The following is a 24,951-nucleotide window of genomic DNA, read 5'->3' as shown; positions in this document are numbered from 1 at the left end:
CTCCTCCTATTTTTTAGCTAATTTCATTCCAGCAAATGCTGCTACATATGTCACAATCAAGCTAAACAAAGTTAAATATATAAATGAATTTTGCATAGATAATACCGTTCCACTTGTTCCAAATAAACCTGTTACAGTTCCTGAAACATTAATTTGGAACTTAGAAATCATATTCATTACAATCATCATAATTGTGTAAGAACCACTACATACCGCTAATGTAATATATATATTGGCAGTCGGTAATTTAGCTAACTTTCTTCCCGCTCTAAACATAAAGAACAATGGAATAATAAGCAGTAATAAACCATAATGGAATACGTTATTCACTTTATCAAATTCTGCAAGGCTTTCCTCATTTGCTCCTTTTGAAATCAATATCTCTCTAAGCTCTACGCCATTTACAGAGACGCCTGATATAAATGAAAACGATAGTGTGCTCTCATCTGCTTTTGATTTCTTACCAATTCCAGTAAATTCCTTACTAAGTGCTGGACTTGATACTTCTAACGGCGCAAAATGAGCCATACTCCATAATTGAGGTGTTAACTCTAATGCTAATAATGTACTTTCAGATTTTAAAGTTGTTATTTCTTTTAATGGTTCAATACCATCTTCCTTACTTACTAACGCCATAATACAAACCGCTACTGCTGTTACTAAAAGTCCTTTTATCATAGCTGAAACACCGTAATAAACAGACGCTCCATATGGCATTAACTCTTGAAATGCTGCTGCCATATTGTTTTTGCTTGTATGAGCAATAAATCCTAATAAGGTAAATAATGTCCCACATACAAAACCACTCAATAAACTCTTAATCGCTGAATAGCCAACCGTAATCTTACCTGCTTCTGAGAATGGAATTGCAAAAGATTGTGATGCTATAAAACTTATAATGAATAAAAAGATGCCATAAATAATACCAACTGTTGATGCCATAAAAATTTGATCTTTAATCGTTTTCGCAACATGCTGCTTCCCTAACCAAATTCCTGTACCAGCGAAAATAATAAATGGAATGATTAATAGTAATGTAAATGGAGTATGCCAAGATAAAGAAAATATCAATCCACTATCGTCGTTAGCTGTAAAACCAAGTAAATGATAACTTAACATCGTAGAAGTTGCACTCGAATAAAAATTCGGCAACATATCTAATTCTTTCGCAAATTTGCTAAACATCTCACTTATTATAGAAGCAAATAATAAACTACCAATCCAACCAGCAATTAACATGAGAATACTTGCAACAGCCCCACCAATAAAACCTTTTTGTAAAACGGCTTTATCTGCTTTAAATTCAACTTTAGGAGCACCATCCATTGTAGGCAATTTTACAGATTGTTCTTTTTTCTTCGCAACAAATAAAGAATACCCACACTTTTGACAATATAAATTTTTTTGAGCATTTTCATTGCCACAACCTTTGCAGTATTTTGCAGTATCTTTTTCTAATGTTATTGCATCTATAGCTCCTGCAATCTCCATACTACCTTCATTTGGACAATAATTTACTTCTTCACCATGTTGTTTTCCACATGTGCGACAATACATTTAATTCACTCCCCACTTTGCTTAATTCCACAAACTGGACAGTAAGTAGAGTTTTTATCGATATGCTCATTACATGAAATACAATTTACCGTTTCACCTTCATTTTCTACTGCTAACATCGGGTTAGGCTTTCCACACGAACCACAAAACTTATCATTTATTGATAAAGGTCCACCACATTCACATGTAGCTTTTTCACCTTGTTGTTTTTGCAATTCAACAATGCGTTTTCTTGCTTGATAAATAGCTACATCAAATTCTTGAACTGGAGCAATCATTTCTTTTAAGCTCGCTTCATTTACTCCATTTCCTCTTAATTGAACGTACACTTGCTGTCCAACCTCTAATAGAACCTCTGCTTTTTTCTGCATTTGCACTTGCATTCCTTTTTTCAATTGAGCAATTTCTTGTGCAACTTGCAACTTCATTTTCCCTTGTTCTATTCCTTCTTGTAACTTATTCATTCCACTACCTAACTTCGTCTGTAAATCTGACAAATCATTTCTCCTCCTATACGTATATATTCATATATAAAATTAACATTTTATATATTACCATGATTTTCAAGTTATGTAATCCAAATTTCATTTTTTCTGTTTTGAGCATTTTTTGTTTATAATGGTAAAGGAAAGAAATATGTGTACGGAGGAATATTATGCTGCAACACTCAATTACGAAAGATGAAATTATGATGATTGCGAATGAGTTCGTTCAAGGACTAGATCCACAGCAAACAGCTGATCAGGAACATGTCGCTACAGCTCGGCACCTATATCGTAGTGGTGTTGTCTACAATGTTGACTTTGATGGTTATACACTATCAGGAACTGTAGATGCGGAAGGCAACGTATTTAGCGTTCATATTCCGATTCGTAACGTCGCTGAAAGTTATTGTGATTGCTTCGCACCAACACAATGTGAGCATATGCTTGCTGTATTACTATCTGCAGCGTCTAGTTTCGGGCAAGTAGGAGATGTATTAACTTTATTTAAAAATAATACGAAACCTTCCCTTCCTCCTATTCGAACTGCAAGACAAGTATTGCAATCATCAGCTTTTGAAGAAACCGATTATAAAAGTTGGCAATCGTATTTTGAAAAAGAATATGAATCATTTAAAAAAGAACAAGCTCGGCTTACTTATAAACAAATGTATTTTCTTATGAGTATCTTTACAGATTTCTATACGAAACTTGAGCGGAAAGCTCCGCGTGTCATTGCGATACATGAATTATTCAGGTTACACGCAGCACTTTACTGCTTTCAAAAGTTATTAGAAGAAATTCAGGCATTCGACGCAAACAAAACGTATTCTTATCACCAACCTGTTAATGTCATTCGCCTATTTGTAGACAAAGTGGAATCCATCGTTCGGGACTTACAATCAGAAGCGATTCCTTCAGAGTCTGAAATAATTTTACAAGAAACAGCTCGTCTCGTTCATGAAGTATTCTTCTCTACCGACACTTATACGCAAGAGCGATTTTTCATTTATCGTCACATATGGAGTGAACTTTTAAACAATAAAGAGAAAATACAAGAAGAAGAAAAACGAATCGATACGAAAATCAATCCACTATCCAAAGCGTTAGCGTCTTCCCATCTTCTCTTTTTGAATGACGAAGATCTACTAGCGATGGACTTACTAAAAAAACAGCCTGCTTCTGTTGTGAGTCTATACTTCTATTGGTTAGAAGAACTATTAAGTGCCATGCAGTGGGATCGTGCGAAAAATTGGCTTTCCTTTACGTATAAACAAGTAAAGAAAACAATCCAAGATCACGAAAATACGATTTTTATAAAAGATGTCGTTCGCCTATTTGTAATCATGTATGAAACATATGCAACACATACAAATGAACAAGCGGGTTTCGAAATGATCTTACAAGAACTATTACCGTATAGTTTCACAAACTATGAACAGTACGTACTCGCGAAAAAACAGTATCGCACATGGGCAGAGCTTCATCTCCTATATGGATTTGAAGCAATTGAACTGTTAAAAGAGCCACTGAAAGATATTGAAAAAGAAGCGCCAGAAGCGGCACTTCCTCTTTACCATCTTGCTGCTGTAGAGGCGATTGAAGAACGAAATCGCAAATCATATAAACGCGCAGTTCGTTACTTAAAGAAATTACGCACATTATATAAACGATTAAAACGCACCGATGAATGGGATGCTTTCATTATTCACATCGCCAATCTCCATTCACGTCTGCGTGCACTACAAGAGGAATTACGGAAAGGAAAATTAATCGATGATCAATCAAACTGAAGTAACAATTAGGCTCCAGCATGTTAGTCAAGGTTGGTTCCTTTGGGGAGAAGATGACAGCGGTACTCCATTATCCGTAACAAGTTGGAAACGAAATGCATTCACATGGCACTCCACTTCTTTCTACGGTACTTCTCTAAAAGAAGCAACCTTCGAAGGAAAACAAGGTGTGCTGCTAACAAATGCACAAGCCTTTGAATACATTGCAAACAAACCGATGAATTCATTTGCACATATGCAAATAAACGGACCTATTACAGCCCTTACGAAAGATGCAAATGAATTATGGGATGCCTTTACGAGTGGTAGCTTCGTACCAGATATGAATCATTGGTCCAAACAACCATCTTGGAAAGTTCAAAATACACCAATTGAAGATGACACATTAGCATCTCTTTTCTCAGCAGCAGTTAATGAAAGCATATTACAAGATAATCGCTCAAATGACGGCTGGGAAGATGCCAAAAGACTATATGAACATTACGACTTTACGAAAAGACAATTGGAAACAGCACTACATGAAGAAGATTGGCTTCGAAAAATTGGTTATATTGAAGATGATCTTCCGTTTACAATCGGACTAAGATTGCAAGAACCACAAGAAGAATTTGAAATGTGGAAGCTTGAAACAATTGTGACACCAAAGCGCGGGGCGCATCGCATATATGTATATGAAAACATCGATTCCTTACCGAAAAGATGGCACGATTACGAAGAACGGATTACAGAGACACAAGAAGGTTTTAGTAAGCTCATACCGTGGTTAAAAGAAGGAGATACGTTCCGAAATGAGCTCTTTGAAACCGAAGCGTGGAACTTCTTAACAGAAGCAAGCAATGAATTACTTGCAGCCGGCATTACAATTTTACTACCATCATGGTGGCAAAATTTAAAAGCAACAAAACCGAAATTACGTGTTCAGTTGAAGCAAAATACAGCACAAACACAATCGTTCTTCGGTATGAATACGCTCGTTAATTTTGACTGGCGCATTTCGACGAACGGCATTGATTTATCGGAAAGCGAATTTTTCGAACTCGTTGAACAAAACAAACGTCTATTTAATATAAACGGTCAATGGATGCGACTAGATCCAGCCTTTATCGAAGAAGTAAGAAAACTCATGAACCGTGCCGATAAATACGGACTAGAGATGAAAGATGTCCTGCAGCAACATTTATCAAATACGGCTGAAACGGAAATTGTAGAAGATAATAGCCCGTTTACTGATATTGAAATCGAACTAGATGGATATTATGAAGAACTCTTCCAGAAGCTGCTTCATATTGGAGATATTCCAAAAGTAGATGTCCCTACTTCACTAAACGCAACACTTCGTCCGTATCAACAACACGGTATTGAATGGTTATTATATTTACGAAAGCTTGGATTTGGAGCATTGCTAGCTGACGATATGGGACTCGGGAAAAGTATTCAAACAATCTCTTACTTACTATATATAAAAGAAAACAATCTCAAAAAAGGCCCTGCATTAATCGTAGCACCGACATCTGTTCTTGGAAATTGGCAAAAAGAATTTGAGCGTTTCGCACCGAATTTACGTGTTCAATTACATTACGGAAGTAATAGAGATAAGGGCAATTCATTTGAAGATTTCCTTCAATCAGCAGATGTTGTATTAACATCTTATGCATTGGCTCAACTCGATGAGGAAGAACTGACTTCATTATGCTGGGATGCTGTTATTTTGGATGAAGCACAAAATATTAAGAACCCACATACGAAACAGTCGAAAGCAGTACGAAACTTGCAAGCAAATCACAAAATCGCTTTAACTGGTACACCGATGGAAAATCGCCTCGCTGAACTTTGGTCCATTTTCGACTTTATTAATCATGGATATCTCGGAAGCTTAGGGCAATTCCAGCGCCGCTTCGTCACACCGATTGAAAAAGATCGTGATGAAGGAAAAATCCAGCAAGTTCAACGGTTTATCTCACCATTTTTACTGCGCCGAACGAAGAAAGATCAAACAGTCGCATTAAATTTACCAGATAAACAAGAACAAAAAGCTTACTGTCCTCTTACTGGTGAACAGGCTTCCTTATATGAACAACTTGTTCAAGATACACTGCAAAATGTAGAAGGATTAAGCGGAATTGAAAGACGCGGCTTTATATTACTTATGTTGAACAAGCTAAAACAAATTTGTAATCATCCTGCTCTTTATTTAAAAGAAGAAGAGCCACAAAATGTCGTTGAACGCTCCATGAAAACAAAAATATTAATGGAGCTCATCGAAAATATAAAAGATCAAAATGAAAGTTGCCTCATCTTCACTCAATACATCGGCATGGGGAACATGCTAAAACGTGTGCTAGAAGAAAAATTCGGCCAGCGTGTCCTCTTCTTAAACGGTAGTGTACCGAAAAAAGATCGTGACAAGATGATTGAGGAATTTCAAAATGGAACGTATGACATTTTCATCTTGTCCTTAAAAGCTGGCGGAACAGGACTAAACTTAACCGCTGCCAACCATGTCATTCACTACGATCGTTGGTGGAATCCAGCTGTGGAAAATCAAGCAACAGACCGCGCATATCGCATTGGTCAAAAACGGTTTGTTCATGTTCACAAACTCATTACAACAGGAACATTAGAAGAAAAAATTGATGAAATGCTAGAAAGAAAACAATCTCTAAACAATGCGGTCATCACAAGCGATAGTTGGATGACTGAACTATCAACAGACGAACTAAAAGAATTACTTGGTGTATAAAGTGAAACTTTAATCAGTGGGGGGTTTGTTCATCCCCACTGATTATTAGTTGAACCAATCGGGCTTTTACGGGCAGTTGATCACCTCCCTAACTCCTTTGCTTTCGCTGAATTTTGAGGTGGGGGTCTTACTGCCCGTTAATGCGGGATAAAGTGAAACTTTAATCAGGCCAGTTACGGGAAATTTTACTACCCGCAAAAAAAGCGCTAATCTCGAAATGAGATTAGCGCTTTTTTCTATTCCAAAACCAATTACTTATTATAATCCCCGTTAACCCGCCGCATGTATCAAGCAATGAATCTTGCCACATTGGTGTACGGTCCCCCGTATACCATTGATGGATTTCATCAAATGTTGCATAACCTGCAACGAAAAGAAGGGCATATATAAAACATCTTTTCCTCGAATGACCTGATCGATGAAAAGCGTAATAAATCAATGAACCTAGCATAAAGAACACCATAAAATGAGCACCTTTACGAAGGAAAAACTCAATAAATCCGCCTACACCTTTATTCGCAATACTAACAGGGGTTCCTCCACCATAATCGATAGATACCCATGAAAAATGCTCTTTCACAAATTCAACATTCACATATTGTTCAATATCTGAACGCATATCCTGCTTTTTATATGGTTGTGCCGAAGAATAGAAAATCAGCCCCATCCATAGTAATACAGGAATCCAAAATAACCATTTACGATTCATTATCCAGAATTCTCCTCTCTTAATCTTTTAAGGGTACCAAAAAAAAGAAAAAATTTCACGCCAAAACATGACATTTGTACCCTATTTATAAAGTGAAAGGAGGTGATACACATGGCAATTGAAACAATCGTAATGGATTTAACTTTACGTCTTGTCTTAAACAACGGATTAGATAAGAACGGCAAAACAGTTTTCAAGAGCAAACAATTTAAACGTGTTAAAACAAATGCGAGCTTAGATCAAGTACACAACGTAGCTCATGCTCTCGCTTCCTTACAAGCATCACCACTTCACGCTGTACAACTTGTTAGCACATCAGATCTTTCTAAACTATAAAGTAAAACTCGGATCAGTGGGGATTTTATTCATCCCCGCTGATTATTAGCCGCAATTTAACCAGCAGACCCGAGTCCCGTAAATAGCGGGATAAATACAAAGGAGGGAATAACACATGCAAGTACTAGAGTTAATTTTCGCGAAAGAAGATGGAAAAACAGTCGTTTTTTCTATCGATACGCCCATCACACCAATCGATGCACAAGTCGTAAATCAAGTAATGGATACAATCCTTGCCTCATCTGTATTTTCATCCATTGATGAAAATACAAGAAAAAAGGGAGCTCGCCTTGTAGAAAAAAATGTATCTGAAGTTCCAATTACTCTATAAAATGAAAAAGACGAATCTGCATCATTTTGCAGATTCGTCTTTTTTCTTCGGCATTTCAATCGGAATAAAAATCTTTGAAAAACCGACGCATACGTACTTATAATGTTCTTCACCTATATCAAACTCAGTCGTATATGTTGAGAAGAATATATAATCATTTCGCTTCGTATAATGATCAATTAATAACCCAACTTGTGGCTCAACATACTTTTTCGCTAACTTTTTACCGGCCGATGCCAAGTCGCCAAGGAGACCCTCTTCATTCTCTTTTTGAACTTCATCTAGCTTCTTACTCACATCATTACGCTTCATAAACTGCTTCGCTGCCCATTCTGTATATTCTCCTTTACTCGGATTGCTGTTTGCTAAATATACTAGGAGAATGACAACTAAAGCCATAATAATATACTTTTTCTTCATACTATATCACCGCCTACTCTTTTCTATTTTCATATATATGTACAAGCGATGCAAATTAGAAAGACTATCACCTATTGATTGTAAACGAATAGCCAAAATTTACAATATGAAATAGAATATTAACAATCAATTTACTTAATTTATATATAATTATATTCAGAATGAGAATTATAAGGGAGGATATAGAATTATGGATAATGAAAACAACATTTTTATTTCTAGTTCTACAATGATGCTTGAACCATGTAAACACCCTTATTACCGTACAAAAATCATCGACAGTAGCGGAAACCATCTTTACTCCTGTCAGACTGCTCTCCAACTTATACAGAAATCTTGTCTAACAAATATTCATTCTACTTATCAAGGGAGACGTAATGCCGTAAAAACAAAATTTAAATTTAAACAAAACGTCCCAATTCCGATCAACCATAGAGAATATATTTGTGCTTTCCCAACAGAATCTCCTGCTTCTCCAAATTGTATTTGGCTTTTCTTCAAACATGTTCATACAATAGAGTTTTTCCAAAAAGCTAAACAAGCTAAAATTCATTTTTCAAACGGAGCTACCGTAACGATACAAATTAGTTCCCATAAGTTAAGTCAGCAATTATGGAAAGCTGGATATGTATTATCCCAAATGAACATGCAAGATTCATCACCTTAATAACAAATAGAATGGAAGGTAGTATTTCCTTACCTTCCATTCTATTTGCTATTTTTATCCTCTTACACTATCTCGCATTTTCTCGAGTGCTTGCCGATACATCCATCTTACTTGATAATATGTCATTTCCGTCTCTAAAGCGATTTCTCCCATCGTCTTTCCTACAAAAAAACGTTCAAAAATAATATACTTCTCCTTCTCATCTAACACACTCATAAAATCCTTCACTCTTATTTCAACATCTTCAAAATGAAAAATATCCTCATACTCACCTACACATACACATCTTTCTTGTACAGTAGATTCTTTCTTCAATCTTTCTAATATATAACCACGCACCGTTACAAGTGCATATGCAGGGAAACACCCCTTCTCCGCATCAAATCTTTCATATGCATGCCAAAGACCAATTAAACCACATTGATAATACTCTTCATAATCTTGGCGAATACCTAATTTCTTTATTTGATTTACAATCATCCCTTCATACAAAACAACTGCCTCTGTAAAAGTCGCTGGCTTCACACAGTACCCGTTTCTAAAAGGTATACCTTTCTAGTATTCCGCGGTACCTTCACAATATAAAAATAAAGAAAAGATTTCACTGTGATTAATTTCAAATACTACCGACGGAATTTGAAATTACACTAGATAGTATTTGAAATTTTGTTGGTGGTATTTGAAATAGGGGTAAAAATAAAAAAGGTGACTCTCTTGAAGAGTCACCCTTTCTATTTTATTTCCTTATTGGAACATACCTTGTAAAGCTCCCATTCCAAGAGTTAAAACAAAGAAAACAATAGTAATAATTGTTGCCTGCTTTTTAGTTAAACCTGCTGTAATTTGAAGACCTAGCCATGTAACTGCATATCCCCAGATTGTAAACACTTCAAATTTACTTACAATACCTTTTACAACACCACTACTTGAGGCGAAAATCGGTTCTAGGCCAGTGTACATTTCTTGACCCGTTCCACCTAAAATATATGCTAAAATCGTATTTATTAATAAACCAAGTAATGAAATAACACTTGAATATACAGTAATCGCTAATAATTTTTTATAAGAAGTATCATTGCTTATAAACACCATTAACACTTTATACACCACGGCACTAAGTAGAAAGACAAATGCCATACTAATAGCAATTACCCCAAATCCCATACCGTATGTCATTGCAGCTGAAACAGTAACACCTAATTCCTTATTAAGGTTAATTGCCTCAGGTGTTAGAGAATATACATAAGCAGCAAATCCCCCAACAAGCCCAGCTATTAAAACAAGTAGCCAAAATGCACCCCAAACTGCATTACTCGTCTTCATTCTCTCAAACTGCTCACCTGGAGAAGTAATCATTCCAAATAATGATGGCTTTTTTGAAACTACATCTTGCGTATTAATATTCGCTTCCATTATAACGCCTCCTTCTATTTATATAACCCGTTCTAACGGGCGGTTCACTTCCTCATGCAGAGGCTACGAACCGCCCACTAGAACGGTAATGTGTAGTTCTACCACACTATTAATTATTCATAACGCAATGCTTCAATTGGATCTAATTTCGCAGCTTTGTTCGCTGGAATTAATCCGAAAATAATACCAAGTGTCATCGAGAACAGTACGCCTCCAACGACAACTTCCCATGAAACGAGTGGTGGCCATTTTGCGAATGTAGAAACGATATATGCTCCGCCATACCCAAGACCAATTCCGATTAAACCACCTAGAAGTGTTAACATAACTGCTTCAATTAAAAACTGTAATAAAATTTTACTACGCGTTGCTCCAAGTGCTTTACGTACACCAATTTCACGCGTACGCTCCGTTACAGATACAAGCATGATGTTCATAACACCAATTCCACCAACGACTAATGAAATACCAGCGATACCACCGATGATCATTGTCATAATACCGGTCATCTTCGAAATACCTTCTTGAATTTCTTTTAAATTCATAACTTCATATTTACCAGTTGCATCAGTCGGTTTACGACTATTTAAAACATCTGCAGCTTTTTTACCTGCTTTTTCTAGATTATCTACATTTTTTGCTTGAACAGAGATATTTTGAATTTCATCTTTCCCATACAGTGTCGGCCATAATGAAATTGGAACTAGTGCTTCTGATGGTCCCATTCCCATAAACTCATTATCTGATTTGTAGACACCGATAATTTGCATCGGTTGACCTTTCATTTCAATAATTTTACCGACTGGATTGGCATCCTTAAACACCTTTTCTTCCATTTGTTTACTAATCATGACAACGTTATTACCTTGATCCACATCTGATTCTTGTAAAGAACGTCCCTTTAACAACTTTACTTTATTTACTGCAAAGTACTCACTATCTAATCCAGTAATACTCACCATTTCTTTTTTATCTTCAATATCAAGTGGTTCCATGGTTGAATTTGTTGTTACCACATGTGCGATTTCTGGAATTTTTTTAATTTCAAAAATGTCTTCTTCAGTTATCTTCGGTGCTTCTACCATTCCCATACCGAAAGGATCGTTTATATCTGCACTATAATGAATCGGAACTGTTTGATTACCTGCCCCAACAAACTGCGATTTCAATGCCGCTTCCCCGCCTTGCCCGATTGCAACGACCGTAATAATCGAACCTACCCCGATAATAATACCGAGCATCGTAAGAGCTGAACGTAATTTATGAGCTAAAATAGAAGATAGGGCAATTTTTATACTATCTAGTAAACTCATACCGCACACCTTCTATCTTCTGTAACTTTCCCGTCTCGCAGTACAATGCGGCGGGAAGAATACGCTGCTACTTCCTCTTCATGCGTAACCATAACAATTGTTGTACCTTCTGCATTAAGCTTCGTGAAAATATCCATAACTTGCTCACCAGACTTCGTATCAAGTGCACCAGTCGGTTCATCGGCCATAATGAACGTTGGGTTATTCGCAATCGCTCTTGCAATCGCTACACGCTGCTTCTGTCCACCGGATAACTCATTTGGTAAATGATGCACGCGGTCTGCTAATCCAACTTTACCTAACGCCTCCAAAGCACGCTTGCGACGCTCCGCTTTCTTCACGCCACCGTATACGAGCGGAAGCTCAACATTTTCCACTGCGGAAAGACGAGGCAGTAAATTAAAATGCTGGAATACAAAGCCAATATATTCATTACGAATTAAAGCAAGCTTTGACTCGTCTGCTGTTAAGATATTCACGTCATTCAGCACATATTCGCCTTCTGTTGGACGATCTAAACAACCGATAATGTTCATAAGCGTTGACTTACCAGAACCAGACGGTCCCATAATCGAAACGAACTCACCACTCTGAATCGTTAAACTAATACCATGCAAAATCGGCACCGCCAATTTTCCTTGATAATACGTTTTAGCAATATTATTTAACGTAATCATTTCTCTTTCACTTCCATTCCGTCATACACATCGTCGGAAGGATTTTTAACCACCTTTTGCCCCACTGTTACGCCTTCTACAACCTCTGTCCAGTCTCCATCAGTAGAACCTTTTTTCACATTTTGTTTACGAAGCTTCCCTTTATCCTCAACATAAACAAATGCATCATCACCTTTTTCTACAATGCTTTTACTTGGAACAGCAATCATCGTCTTATTCTCTAAGTTTACTTGCAGGGAAACGTGATAACCTGGAGATAAACCATCTTGACTATCAAGGCTAGCTTTATATGTATATTGGGACATATTTTGAGTTGCTTCACCCATGCCGCCAGCTTGCGCCATCTCTGCACTTGTTGGGAACTCACTTACCTCTGTAATCTTACCTGTCCACTTCTTCTTATTATTTGCTTTTGCCGTTACAGTGAATGTTTGATCCTTTTGAATTTGTGACTTCTGAAGCTCAGTTAACGTACCTTGAACTTGGAATGGTTCTTTAGAAGCTACTTGTAAAAACGCTTTTCCTTGACCACCTAACGCTTGAGATGAACTTTGTGCCGCATCTTTATCTAACTTTTGAACAACACCAGCGAAATTACTATAAATCGTAAGCTCTTTCTGCTTCTTACTTAACTCTTCTTTCTGCAACTTTCCTTTTTCTTTCTCAAGATCAGTTGTCTTTTGAGCTATCTCTAACTCGTTTACTTGCTCGTCCATCGGATCCGTTACTTCTTTCCCAGCTCCGCTATCTTTCGCCTTCTTAATCTCTTTCTTTAACGAATCAATCTTCTTTTTTCCTTGATCATAACGCATATCCGCCATCTTCTGATCAAGCTCAGCTTGCTTCATTTGAAGGTTAATCTCTTCATTGTCATAAGAGAATAACTTCGTACCTTTTTCCACCTCTTGCCCTTCTTTTACCTCAATATCTTTCACTTTTCCTTTGGCCGGATCTGCATAAAAACTTTCAATATTACCAGGCTTTACCTGACCAGAAATTAACTTCGTATTATTCAGCTTACGCTCTGTCACTTTCTCAAAACTTACAGCATCAGACGTTGTTGATGCACCCTTCTTCTTACCTTGCATAACAAAAATATTAATTGCCGCTACAATAACAATTAGTGCAATAACCCCAATAATAATCCATTTCTTCTTCTTGTTTGGAGTACGAACCGTATTTGGTAACATATTCTCTCTCCCTTTATAAATTAATAGTTTAATAAATAACATAATTGTATAAAACTTTCTGAAAATAAACTGTATATTATTACAATCTTTTTACAAAGTTTTACACATCCATTTATATTGTAACAAAAATTCCAATGATTAGAAATATGACATTATATCTTTTAAGATAGATTTAAGGAAAGATTATATTATATAGAAAAAGCCATCCAAAATAATAATTGGATAGCTTTTTCAAATAAAATATTACGCTACTTTAGGATCTTTTCTCTCATGCCCACGTTGAACAATAAATAAGAAGATTGTTGATAAAACCGCACCTGTTAATAGTAAGATGAAACAACCATCCCAGCCAGAACGATCAACAATAACACCAATTGCTGCGTTAGCTACAAGACTTCCGCCTACATAACCGAATAGACCACACATACCAACTGTCGTACCTACTGCAAATTTAGGTACTAATTCCATCGCACTTAAACCGATTAAGAACTGTGGTACATAAATTAAACAACCGATAATAGAAACTGCAATACTTACAACAAGTACGCTAGTTGCTTGCCAATATATAAACGTACCAATAACAACTCCAACCATACTAATAATACATAATGGCATACGTTTTCCTTTAAATAATTTATCACTTAAAAAACCAACGATTAATGAACTTGGAATTGCCATACCTTCAAAGATTGCATATGCCGCATGCGCTTCTGCTTTTGAAAATCCTTTAACTGTCGTTAAATAAAGTGGAACCCAGTTAATAACACCGAAACGAATTAAATAAACAAAAGCATTCGCAATACATAAGAACCATACAAATTTATTTTTCACTACATACTTCATTAAAATTTCTTTTGGTGACATCTTGTTAGCATTATCTGCTTTTTCAAGATTTTCATAGTCATTACGATACTCATCAATTGGAGGAAGACCTTCAGATTCTGGTGTATCCTTCGCATTAATCCAAACAAGAACTGAAATTACCATTGCGATAATTGCAGGGAAAATAAACACGCCGCCTTGCCAATGGTTTTCACCAAAAATACCTACACCAATTCCGACAAGTGGTGGCACAAGCATTCCACCAACGTTATGTGAAATATTCCAAAGACCTGTTTTCGTACCGCGTTCTTTCTTCGAGAACCATTTCGTCATAACAATACTACAAGGTGGTGCTCCCATACCTTGTACAATACCGTTAACAACAAGTAATGTAACAATCATCCCAAATGATGATGCAAAGCCGAAACAAATATTTACAAGCCCTGATAAGAATAAACCGACTGCGATAAAGCGCTGGGCGAAAGCTTTATCTGATAAATTACCCATAAAGAACTTACTAAATCCATAAACAATTGCCATTACTGAACCTAGTAGACCAATTTCAGCTGTACTAAAACCATATTCTTGTACTAAATACGTACTTGATAACGTAAAGTTACTACGAACTAAATAATAAGCAGCATATCCAACTGAAATCCCGATTAACACACGAATACGTAGTAATCGATATACACGGTCGATCATATCCGCTGGCAATCTTTCAATTGCAGGTGCTGGCTTGAGCCATTTAAACATATATTTTCGTCTCCTTTTCTCACTTCAGAGAGAGACGCTGTCTATTCCATATCTCGATTATTCCGCTATTTGATATATTTTGGTTCGTCCTTCTAACCGGCTGTCCTTCTATTTCTTTCTCATTCTTCGCAAACATCGTTGGTACGCCAAACGACACTTTTTCTAAAATGTGACCCGCTTCTTCTGATAAACAATAATCAATAAATAAATCCGCAATAATACCACTCGGTGCACGTTTTAGTTTAGAAATCGCATTAACGGATAACCCTGTTTGCTCAGGTTCGTTACTTAAAATCGGAAAGCCTTGTTTTTGAAGCATTCTCTGATCTCCCATAAAGTTGATGCCTATCATATATTCACCACTCGCAACAAGTTCTGCTGGGATGTAACCATTCACTGTTACTTCTCCCACTTGTTCTGCCAGATTCTTCACATATTCCTTCGCTTCCTCTTCACCTAACGTATCAATAAGTGATTGAAAAAACGTATATGCTGTACCTGAAACATTTGGATCGGGCATGACAATCTTTCCCTTATATACTGGATTTAATAAATCTTTCCATCTTAACGGATACGAGAGTCCGAGCGGCGCTATTTCCTCGTTCCACCGCTCTTTATTAATCGCAATTGCCAGCTTCTCCACTTCATAACCGTACCAATAACCATCTTTATCTTTAACAGTTTTTGAAATACGATTTGCATGTTGGCTTATCACAGGAATAGAAAGATTTTTTTGCTTCATCATTTGATGCGCATCTACTGTACCGCCAATAATAATATCCGCCTTCGGATTTCCAGCTTCTTCTTCCACTCTACGAAGAAGTTCTTCTGTTGAAAGACGAATAAATTCATACGTACATCCGCGCGGTTTACAAAATGATGAAAGTAACGCTTCACCAACTTCCTCACGAGCCGCTACATACGCAACAATATGACGATCATCCAAAATAGGGAGACCATTTTTACTATATTTAATAGAGGTTGTATCTCGAGAGCAACTAGACATCGCTCCTCCAATTACTAGCAAAAAGAAGAAAAAGGCTATCTTTCTCATGACGCATTCTCCTTTACGAGTAACTCTGCTAGAGAGCCTTTCATATACATGACATTCCCGTTATTATCACCGAGATATTGCACAACAAAGTACGATGGATACACAGAAATCGTAAGAATATCTTCACGATCATTCTTTACACGCTTACCTGTTTTATAAGCTGTAATATAAGCAATCGGTTCATTCTGCGATTGTAATAACTTCTGAATTTCTCCGTAATCTGTAATTTGCTTTGCGTACCGAATAGAATCAAGTATGTGCGTAAGATTGATAGTACGTACCACATCGCCTTGACGTATTACGACGTCCTTTGCTGAAGCAAAGAAATCACTAATACGCTCTGGCGTGTAATACAGGCTTAATAAATACGTTTGAAGTGCTGAAATCATCGGATCCATGCCATTCTTTCCGTATACATTTTCCCCATACTGGAACAAGTCACCTACTGCAAAAGTACGCTTATGTCCATTCAAGTACGTTACTTCTCCAGTAAATACTTGTTCTTGGCTCTTAACGCCCTCAGGCTCTATTCGAATTCGGTCAAAGAATGAAACAATCGTATGCAAACGAACTTCATCCGTTACAACAATTTCTCCCCACTTTTCATGTCTTACTTTCACTTCAATTGGAAGAGATTCATTCACCCTTTGTAAAACGGCTTGTTTATCATTTACAATGTTAATTCGATTATAGATTTGCTTCTCCATAACATAAAACAAAACAAGAGAAACAATCATACAAATGACAAACATAAGAATTTGAAATGATAGCCTTTTCATTTCTGCCTACCTCCAAGATAAAAAAACGTTGTTTCGAAAATACCGCATAATTGTTTCATAAATGTATCATTTAACCGCTTTCAAGTTTTTTATGTCTTCCATCCTTCTCGGAAGCAAAAATGTAATGAATATTGTAGTACCTATTTCTTCACTACTCTCAATCCGCATGCTTCCGCCCTGCTTATTCATAATCTCCTGACAAATATACAAACCATAACCATTCCCGTAACTAGACGGAAGTGCCTTTCCTTTCGGAGACTCATTCCACTCTGCAAGCACCACTTCATCTATACCGATCCCATCATCATGAACAAAAACCTTCGCCTCCTGCTCATTTACAATTACATTCATACGAATGTGCGAAGCATCACTATACTTAATTGCATTATCAAGCACATTTAAGAAAATTTGCTTCGTCTTATCAAAATCTGCAACAACATGTACATCCGTTAACTCATTTATCACTTCAATTTCAAACTGATTTAGACGAGGTTTCACAATTGAAACTGCTTCTTCTGCCAATTCCTTTATATTCACAACTGTAGGAGACACCTCAAACGTACTCGTCCCATATTTCGAAGACTTAAGCAGTTCCTCTACAAGTGATAATAAACGCTCACTTTCCACCGCCACATAACGAAGACTTTCCTGTACATCTTCTTTCGATTGTAACTTCGGAATTAAATCAACATAACCGATAATTGCCGTTAGCGGTGTTTTTAGCTCATGCGTAATGCGGTCTAGGAAATCTTTCTGCTTCTCTTTCTCCTCCTGCAATTGCTTAATATGCAGTTCAATTCCATCGGCCATCGCGTTAAAAGATGCGGAAAGCTGAGCGATTTCCACGTACTCATTTAACTCAATCTTACTCTTATAATCACCATTCGCGAGCCGCTGTGCCATTTGTCTCAACTGATCAATTGGTTTATGAAGAGACTTCGCCAAACGAATCGCAAAGAAAATACCGGTAGCTACTAGGCAAAGAGACGTCATTAAGAAAGTCCAGCTCACATTTGTTAAAACTTCCTTCTCACCCGTTAACTCATTTATAAAACGAATACTTCCAATGACATCGTTTCCATAATAAACCGGGCTTGAAAACAAAAGAATGGGAGCAGGATCCGCCTCCTCAAAAACATAAGACTTCTTTCCCTTCAAGGAACTCTCAATGTCGATGTTACGGTGAAGCAATGCTCCTTTTTGTGTATCTGCAACAACATCGCCATTCTTCCCGATCATCTGTACACGGACATCCATACGCTTCGCTAAATACGACGCAATTAAAAGTGAATTAGGACCAAGCGTATCCACTTCTGCTTCCTTCTCTAAATAATTCATCGTGTAAATTTGTGCTTCTACACTTAACTTTTCTAAAGAATCTGCTGCGTTATGATACATATTCTTTTCTAACGTAATATAAACAACTGCATATAAAAGAACAAAAATCGGAATTAACAGCCCAACTATTCCGAACACCATATTTCGCTTTAAAGACATACCATCACCACTTAACAATCCAGTTTATAGCCAACGCCATAAATTGTCTTAATATATTCTCCGCTCGTCCCAAGCTTCTTTCGAAGTCTCTGCACCATAATATCAACTGCTCTCGTATTTCCGATATACTCAAACCCCCATACTTTCTCAAGCAACTCATCCCTCATAAACACACGCTGCGGATTTGAAACAAACAACTGACATAAATTAAACTCTCGGTACGTTAACTGAATCTCTTGTCCACTCACATGTACCTTTCTTTCCTTAGGACAAATCACTATCTCTCCAGCCTCAATTACTTCATGACTTACAGCCGCCTCCGTCTTCTTTACACGCCGTGCCATATTCTTAACCCGAAGAATAAGCTCCGCATAATTAAACGGCTTCGTCACATAATCATCAGCACCAAGCTGCAAGCCAAGCAACTTATCATTCATCTGACTCTTTGCCGTTAACATAAGCACCGGAATATCCCTATCCCTCTCACGGAACAAACGAAGCAACTCATACCCATCCGTATCTGGAAGCATAACATCCAAAATCAATACATCCGGCCCTTCATTCCATCGCTCTAAAGCTTCTCGCCCATCAGCCGCTGCCAATACTTCATAACCTTCCATCTCCAACTGCATCCGAATCAAATTACGAATACTCGATTCATCATCAACCACAAGTATTTTCATTATTTTCCTCCTTCCATCATGTATTATAGTACAGTTTAGTATAGCAAAAATCGTACAAAAAAAGAGAGGGTATTGTCGAACATATTTTGTCGACGATACCCTCTCTTTCACTTATTATATTTATTTAGCATATCCATTCGGTTGCTTTTGATGCCAATTCCAAGCATGTTCAATGATTGTCTTAACATTTACATACTTAGGATCCCATCCTAGCTTCTCTTTCGCTTTCTTAGAAGAAGCAACTAAACGTGCTGGATCGCCCGCACGGCGCGGTGCTACCTCAGCAGGAATTTCATGATTTGTAACTTCTCGAACTGCATCAACGATTTCTTTTACACTGAAACCATTGCCATTTCCTAAGTTATAGAAATCACTCTCTCCGCCGTTCTGCAAGTCTTTAAGCCCTAAGAAATGAGCCGCTACTAAATCTTCAACATGAATATAATCACGGATACAAGTACCGTCTGGTGTATTATAATCATCACCAAACATCATAATCTTCTCACGTTGACCTAAAGCCACTTGCAGCACAAGAGGAATTAAATGTGTTTCTGGACGGTGATCTTCCCCAATAATACCATTTGGAGTTGCACCAGCCACGTTAAAGTATCTGAAAATCTTATAACGTAAATTAGAAGCTTGGCTATACCAATGAAGCATCTTCTCGATTGCTAACTTCGTCTCTCCGTACGTATTCGTAGGATTTGTCATCGTTTCCTCAGTAATAAGATCCACATCTACCTCACCATACGTTGCCGCAGTAGAAGAGAAAATGAACTTATCTACCTTAAACTCATCCATTACCTCTAATAAACAAAGTGCACCATACACATTGTTATTATAATATTGAAGAGGCTTTTCCATACTAACTCCAACTAAAGAATCAGCTGCAAAATGCATAACAGCCTCAATATTTTCTTGTGTAAAAACATCTCTTAAAAATGCTTTATCACGAAGGTCGCCATTATAAAACTTCGCGCCTTCCGTAATTGCATCTTCATGACCAGTTTGTAAGTTATCTACTACTACTACAGATAAACCTTCGTCTACTAATTTTTTCACAGCGTGAGAACCGATGTACCCGGCTCCGCCGCAGATTAGGATTGAGTTCATTGTTTTCCTCCTACTATTTTCAAATCTCTTAATTATAAAAGGACAAGGTATACGAGAACTCGTACACCTTTTATCTCTCCTTCATTACTTAGCTACAAAATAATCAGTTACATATTGTGCCCAAACTTCATAACCTTTAGCAGTTGGGAAACCAAACTCTTCTTTTAAATATGGTAGGATAGCCTTTGTCGATGCATCTGGCCATGCTCCCCAATGATCAATATATGTATAATTATTTTGCGTTGCAAATTGTTTTAACGCTTCAATCGCTTTCGGATAATTTTTCGCACCATACACTGGATTTGATGGTTGAATCATAATCGTAGCACCCTTTGCACTAGTAGAAAGTGCTTGAACGAACTTCTGTGTATTTGCTACAGAGTTTCCATTACCAGTTTTACCGTTATCAGTAATAAATGGTGGCTCAAATAAAATCACATCTGGATTCTCTTTCGCAATCTCTTTATCACGCTTATTCGCGATTAGCTCTTCTGTGCTTTCGCCCTTATATTCCTTTACAGTCACATTCCATAAACCTTTACCGTAAGCAGTTTCTAAATTAGTCGTTAACTTAGCTGCCCAAGCACCTTTTTCAGATGAAGAACCTTCATCACCAACAATAATAAGGTTTACTGCCTTTTTATCCTCAGCAGCTTTCTTTAACTTCTCTTTCACTGCATCTGGCAAGTTCTTCGCATATGCCTCATTAAAAGATGACTTCGCATCTTGTTTTTTCTCTTCTTTCTTCTCTTCTTTCTTCTCTTCTTTCTTTGCCCCGCTATCTTTCACTTCAGCCTTTGTTTTCGTTACTTCACCCGTTTGTCCTGTTGCATTCGCAATCTTCTTATTCCAGTACAATTTACCGCTCACAATCGAAGCGACAAACAATACAAAAATAACAAGGACAAGTACCGCTTTCTTATTCATCGATTCACCTCATCTATTAATCTCACAATATATAATACTAATATAAATCCATGCAAAAATAAACCCAACTCCTTCCAAAGGAGTTGGGTTATTACATATTATTTAGTCACTTCAAGATGCGCTCTTAACTTATTCGTTAAATCTTGTTTTGCTGCCTCTGGGACATAGTAGTACCAAATACCATCAGCGGCTTTGTGACCGTCACCTGGGATTTGAATATCTTCACTGTTTTCCAGACAATTTTTATAATTCTTTTGCATATCAAACATTTGATCTTGCGTTAAGTTTGTCTTCACATTTTTTTGAATTGCTGTTAACACATCACCATAACTTGTTAAAGAAGAGAAAGTTGCGCCTTTCTTAATAACAGCTTGCATCACTTGGCGCTGACGCATTTGACGTCCGAAGTCACCGCGGGGATCTTCATAGCGCATACGTGTGAATGATAGTGCCTCATCACCTGTTAAATGAATATTTCCTTTAGCAAAATGATGCTTGTCTTGTTTAAATTCTAAATCATTATTGACATCTACCCCGCCAACTGCATCCACAATATCTTTAAATCCTGCCATATTCACTTCAATATAATAATTAATAGGAACATTCAAGAATTTTTCTACTGTCGCTACAGACATGTCTACCCCACCAAATGCGTAGGCATGGTTAATTTTATCACTCTTTCCTTTTCCAACAATTTCAGTATATGTATCACGTGGAATACTCACTGTCTTCATAGAATTATTTTTAGGGTTTAATGTAATAAGTATTAAAGAATCAGATCTACCTTTTTCATTCCCTCGTTCATCTACCCCTAATAATAAAATTGAAACGGGTTCAGATTTGCTAATTTTCACTTCTTCAGTACCTTTAGAATCTTTATCGCGTTTCAATGGCTTATGAACTTCATCTAATGTTTTTGAGACAGAAGAGTATATACTATAGGCATAAGCTCCTCCACCTATAATTAGGATTCCTATAATTCCCAATATCCAAAATAGGATTTTCTTTTTCATTTTTTATCCTTCTTTCTACTTATTCACTGTTCTCTGCATCTCATTTTTGAAAATACATATATTAAAATGTATTACCACGTTTCCTTAGAAATAACCTTAGGAAGTTTTTGGCAATCAAAGTTTTAATAAAAATAAATGTATCATTTGGATTTCATGAGCATTTTTATATTACTCCACAAATATATTATATCATTTTTCTTAATCATTAAGTAAATCATATATACTACCAGATAGGTGCATACAGCTGATATAACACTTAAATACCATGATATAATAATAAATATAATCGTTATAATTATCTCTAATATAATGTCCTTCTTAACTTCAATATCCAAGAACCTTGCTAGATAAATTTCTGCAATAATACACCTAAATGCCAATAAGAATATTATACATAAAATTGTTAAGTGCAAACTATTAAATACAAACACGCTTAGACACGTTAATAATAAACTCATCGCTACCGTAATTAAATTTATTATTAGCATCCACTTTTCCTTACGAAGTGTTTTCAAATAAGTATTAATTAACAATAACATTTTACTTTCATACAAACACATTGGAAATAGCAATGCCATATAAATTAAACTATCAGTATATTGCGGTAACCACGCTGATAGGATTACTTTTGCTGGATAATAAAAAACTAACAGCCCTACTAACGGTATCATAATTGTAGTTCTTATAGTTTTATAAATAAAAGGTAAATTTTCTTGTGATGTACGACGTAAAGCAGGAAATAAAACCACTGCTATTGCATTAATGAACAGTAGCAACATATTGGCGATACTTAAAGTTAATGAAATCTTACCAAATATTTCAATACTCCAATTACGCTCAATAAAAAAGCGTACTATACCAATAATAAGCAGGCTCGCAAAATTAGCAAATAATAATTTACTCCCAACAGATATATTTACATATATCTCTTTGGCACTCATCTTAATGGATTCAAACTTCCCAAACACTAACTCCCTACAAACAAAAAATGAATAAATTACGGAAGAAATTTTCCCAATAACATCCGCAAGAATAAGATATTCAAACTCCTTAACTCCATTCATTAAAAAAGCTATAACTAATATAAAATAGATGGATCGCTCTAAAATAATTATGATTGAAAACTCTTTAATTCGATTTGTCGCTTGCAACATAAATGTCAATAATGAACGTGGGACTACTAATACTCCAGTTAAACAAGTTAATGCTACGACAATAGTTTTACTTGTATCTGTAGCAATCGAAATATAATATAATAAAATTGCAGAATTTGCAATAATATCAAAAACAACTAGAAACCAATACTGTGAAACAAAAACGGGCTTACGCAAGTCGCTATATTCCCAACCTCCATAACGCAAATACGCCCCATCTGTTAAACCTAAAGACATATATGATATATATGAAGAATAAAAAATATACAATTGCCAATATCCATAATTACTAACATCAATAAATCTAGGAACGATTAAAAGTAATACTGTGGAAATAATTATAGACAAAATATTAGCAATAAATGTATAAGAGAAATTACGAGCAAATTTTTTCACTTTATAGTTCATTTTATTACCTCTTTAATTCTACGCAATAGCGTATATAACTAAACAACAGCCGAACCCTTTAAACTAAAATATAATTCTTAAACTATAAAAATGGTAGCCCTCTAAAGAACTACCATTCAAGATTTATATTTTCATTTCTATATTAACAATTTTAGTTACTTGGTTTAGCATTCTTCCAGATAAAATAATATAAATTAAGATTTAATCTAGCAAGCACACAAGAAAACTTAACAAATTTACTCGTTAACTCATTAATTTTAAATTTATACAGATTTTTCTTCAATCTTTCTTTGTCTTGTCTTCTAATCTTATCTTCGTGAATACCATTCATTAACAAACTAATATTTAAATGCATATAGTAGTTTTTATACTGTTCTAATTCAATTCCCTTTTGATCATTAAGTAAGTTTATAATATTATCCAAAGAGTTAAGGGCTGTTAGTTTTTTAAAACTAAAATTTGATTTAGAAGCATTATTATTGTGAATTATATAATGATAATACGGAGTTGAATCATATACAATTTGTTTAGACTCTAAAATTGCTTGACAACAAAATAATAAATCTTCACAAAAATGTATATCCTCATCCAAATATAAATTTTTTTTACGAAATAAATCTACTGAAAAAAGTTTATTACATAAGAAACCTCTAAAATCATTTGGATTAAGAATAGAATTTAATGTTTCTTCTTTATTTAAAATTTTTGTACTTAATTCAACAGGCCTGCTTATTAGTAAGCCGTTTATATCTTCTTTCACATAGCCACACATAGCAATATCTGCTTTGTGCTGAATAATTAATTCATATAGCTTATTAATCATATTTGGCTCTATCCAATCATCTGGATCTACAAAACCAATATAATTTCCATTTGCCTTATTCAATCCTACATTTCTCGCAGAGGAAACTCCTCCATTCTCTTTATGAAAGACAATAAAACGCTCATCTTTTTCTGCATATTGGTCACAAATCAATCCACTCTGATCTGTAGATCCGTCATTTACCAATACAATTTCTAAATTTTGATATTCTTGTTTTATAATGCTATCTAAGCATCTTGGTAAGAACCCTTCAACATTATATATAGGAACTATAAGAGAAATTAACATTTTAAA

24 protein-coding genes are annotated in these 24,951 nt (G+C 35.9%); 5 read left to right on the top strand and 19 right to left on the bottom strand.

Annotation, left to right across the window (positions count from 1 at the left end; translation table 11 throughout):
• Window positions 1-6: 6 nt before the first annotated feature.
• Entirely contained in the window at window positions 7-1,557 is a 1,551-nt protein-coding gene (locus BM089_RS26835) for a zinc ribbon domain-containing protein (RefSeq protein WP_090978559.1), read from the bottom strand.
• A 5-nt stretch (window positions 1,558-1,562) separates the two neighbouring features.
• Window positions 1,563-2,054 carry a zinc ribbon domain-containing protein gene (locus BM089_RS26830; RefSeq protein ID WP_001281749.1) on the bottom strand — a complete coding sequence of 164 codons (492 nt, stop codon included), beginning with the start codon at window positions 2,052-2,054 and terminating at the stop codon, window positions 1,563-1,565.
• Window positions 2,055-2,212: 158 nt separating this feature from the next.
• On the opposite strand from BM089_RS26830, the gene BM089_RS26825 reads away from it, so the two are divergent.
• A complete protein-coding gene (locus BM089_RS26825; RefSeq protein WP_000939126.1) occupies window positions 2,213-3,832 on the top strand; it encodes an SWIM zinc finger family protein in 1,620 nt (539 codons plus the stop codon).
• A complete protein-coding gene (locus BM089_RS26820; RefSeq protein ID WP_090978557.1) occupies window positions 3,816-6,572 on the top strand; it encodes a DEAD/DEAH box helicase in 2,757 nt (918 codons plus the stop codon). The genes BM089_RS26825 and BM089_RS26820 overlap by 17 nt, the downstream gene beginning before the upstream one ends.
• 223 nt (window positions 6,573-6,795) lie before the next feature.
• Here BM089_RS26820 and BM089_RS26815 read toward each other — a convergent pair whose 3' ends face one another.
• Entirely contained in the window at window positions 6,796-7,281 is a 486-nt protein-coding gene (locus BM089_RS26815; protein WP_001080707.1) for a VanZ family protein, read from the bottom strand.
• Window positions 7,282-7,392: 111 nt separating this feature from the next.
• Here BM089_RS26815 and BM089_RS26810 point away from each other — a divergent pair, with 111 nt between their 5' ends.
• Together BM089_RS26810 and BM089_RS26805 are read left to right on the top strand one after the other, a co-directional pair.
• Window positions 7,393-7,617, top strand: coding sequence for a DUF1659 domain-containing protein (locus BM089_RS26810; RefSeq protein ID WP_000963861.1), 225 nt, complete (start codon window positions 7,393-7,395; stop codon window positions 7,615-7,617).
• A 115-nt stretch (window positions 7,618-7,732) separates the two neighbouring features.
• Window positions 7,733-7,948: a DUF2922 domain-containing protein gene (locus BM089_RS26805; protein ID WP_001197593.1), complete on the top strand. Its 216-nt coding sequence runs from the start codon at window positions 7,733-7,735 to the stop codon at window positions 7,946-7,948.
• A 21-nt stretch (window positions 7,949-7,969) separates the two neighbouring features.
• Here BM089_RS26805 and BM089_RS26800 read toward each other — a convergent pair whose 3' ends face one another.
• Window positions 7,970-8,368, bottom strand: a complete 399-nt coding sequence (locus BM089_RS26800) for a DUF4359 domain-containing protein (RefSeq protein WP_000731400.1) — start codon at window positions 8,366-8,368, stop codon at window positions 7,970-7,972.
• A gap of 190 nt (window positions 8,369-8,558) precedes the next feature.
• Between BM089_RS26800 and BM089_RS26795 the strand changes: the two genes are divergently transcribed.
• A complete protein-coding gene (locus tag BM089_RS26795; protein ID WP_029443634.1) occupies window positions 8,559-9,035 on the top strand; it encodes a competence protein ComK in 477 nt (158 codons plus the stop codon).
• Window positions 9,036-9,089: 54 nt separating this feature from the next.
• Here BM089_RS26795 and BM089_RS26790 read toward each other — a convergent pair whose 3' ends face one another.
• The 15 genes from BM089_RS26790 to BM089_RS26720 form a co-directional block, all read right to left on the bottom strand.
• Window positions 9,090-9,560, bottom strand: coding sequence for a sigma-70 family RNA polymerase sigma factor (locus BM089_RS26790; RefSeq protein WP_071713997.1), 471 nt, complete (start codon window positions 9,558-9,560; stop codon window positions 9,090-9,092).
• Between the two features lie 219 nt (window positions 9,561-9,779).
• Window positions 9,780-10,448: a YknW family membrane protein gene (locus BM089_RS26785; protein WP_061660879.1), complete on the bottom strand. Its 669-nt coding sequence runs from the start codon at window positions 10,446-10,448 to the stop codon at window positions 9,780-9,782.
• 113 nt (window positions 10,449-10,561) lie between these two features.
• Complete coding sequence (locus BM089_RS26780; protein ID WP_053563340.1) at window positions 10,562-11,761, bottom strand: ABC transporter permease; 1,200 nt, start codon at window positions 11,759-11,761, stop codon at window positions 10,562-10,564.
• Window positions 11,758-12,438 (bottom strand): ABC transporter ATP-binding protein, encoded by a 681-nt coding sequence (locus tag BM089_RS26775; protein WP_000631630.1) that lies wholly within the window; start codon window positions 12,436-12,438, stop codon window positions 11,758-11,760. The genes BM089_RS26780 and BM089_RS26775 overlap by 4 nt, the downstream gene beginning before the upstream one ends.
• Entirely contained in the window at window positions 12,435-13,628 is a 1,194-nt protein-coding gene (locus BM089_RS26770) for an efflux RND transporter periplasmic adaptor subunit (RefSeq protein ID WP_090978555.1), read from the bottom strand. Before BM089_RS26770 ends, BM089_RS26775 begins: the two co-directional genes overlap by 4 nt.
• Window positions 13,629-13,871: 243 nt before the next feature.
• Window positions 13,872-15,206 carry an MFS transporter gene (locus tag BM089_RS26765; RefSeq protein ID WP_000477603.1) on the bottom strand — a complete coding sequence of 445 codons (1,335 nt, stop codon included), beginning with the start codon at window positions 15,204-15,206 and terminating at the stop codon, window positions 13,872-13,874.
• Window positions 15,207-15,225: 19 nt separating this feature from the next.
• Window positions 15,226-16,260, bottom strand: coding sequence for an ABC transporter substrate-binding protein (locus tag BM089_RS26760; protein ID WP_001225641.1), 1,035 nt, complete (start codon window positions 16,258-16,260; stop codon window positions 15,226-15,228).
• Complete coding sequence (locus BM089_RS26755; protein ID WP_090978553.1) at window positions 16,257-17,039, bottom strand: DUF3919 family protein; 783 nt, start codon at window positions 17,037-17,039, stop codon at window positions 16,257-16,259. The genes BM089_RS26760 and BM089_RS26755 overlap by 4 nt, the downstream gene beginning before the upstream one ends.
• A 66-nt stretch (window positions 17,040-17,105) precedes the next feature.
• Window positions 17,106-18,536 carry a HAMP domain-containing sensor histidine kinase gene (locus BM089_RS26750; protein ID WP_063549099.1) on the bottom strand — a complete coding sequence of 477 codons (1,431 nt, stop codon included), beginning with the start codon at window positions 18,534-18,536 and terminating at the stop codon, window positions 17,106-17,108.
• An 11-nt stretch (window positions 18,537-18,547) separates the two neighbouring features.
• Entirely contained in the window at window positions 18,548-19,219 is a 672-nt protein-coding gene (locus BM089_RS26745; RefSeq protein WP_000699553.1) for a response regulator transcription factor, read from the bottom strand.
• Window positions 19,220-19,339: 120 nt separating this feature from the next.
• Entirely contained in the window at window positions 19,340-20,332 is a 993-nt protein-coding gene (gene galE / locus BM089_RS26740; RefSeq protein ID WP_078994063.1) for a UDP-glucose 4-epimerase GalE, read from the bottom strand.
• An 84-nt stretch (window positions 20,333-20,416) separates the two neighbouring features.
• The gene (locus BM089_RS26735) at window positions 20,417-21,259 is read right to left on the bottom strand and encodes an SGNH/GDSL hydrolase family protein (RefSeq protein ID WP_090978551.1); all 843 of its coding nucleotides are present in this window, start codon (window positions 21,257-21,259) and stop codon (window positions 20,417-20,419) included.
• Between the two features lie 98 nt (window positions 21,260-21,357).
• Window positions 21,358-22,272, bottom strand: coding sequence for a polyisoprenyl-teichoic acid--peptidoglycan teichoic acid transferase TagU (locus tag BM089_RS26730; RefSeq protein WP_000727039.1), 915 nt, complete (start codon window positions 22,270-22,272; stop codon window positions 21,358-21,360).
• Between the two features lie 140 nt (window positions 22,273-22,412).
• Entirely contained in the window at window positions 22,413-23,834 is a 1,422-nt protein-coding gene (locus tag BM089_RS26725; protein WP_090978549.1) for a lipopolysaccharide biosynthesis protein, read from the bottom strand.
• A gap of 151 nt (window positions 23,835-23,985) precedes the next feature.
• Window positions 23,986-24,945 carry a glycosyltransferase gene (locus tag BM089_RS26720; RefSeq protein WP_090978547.1) on the bottom strand — a complete coding sequence of 320 codons (960 nt, stop codon included), beginning with the start codon at window positions 24,943-24,945 and terminating at the stop codon, window positions 23,986-23,988.
• Between the last annotated feature and the right edge of the window lie 6 nt (window positions 24,946-24,951).

It is taken from the genome of Bacillus sp. 5mfcol3.1, assembly GCF_900114335.1.
In the GTDB taxonomy this organism is placed as follows: Bacteria; Bacillota; Bacilli; order Bacillales; family Bacillaceae_G; genus Bacillus_A; species Bacillus_A thuringiensis_S.
This window is presented reverse-complemented; position numbering and strand designations above follow the sequence as displayed.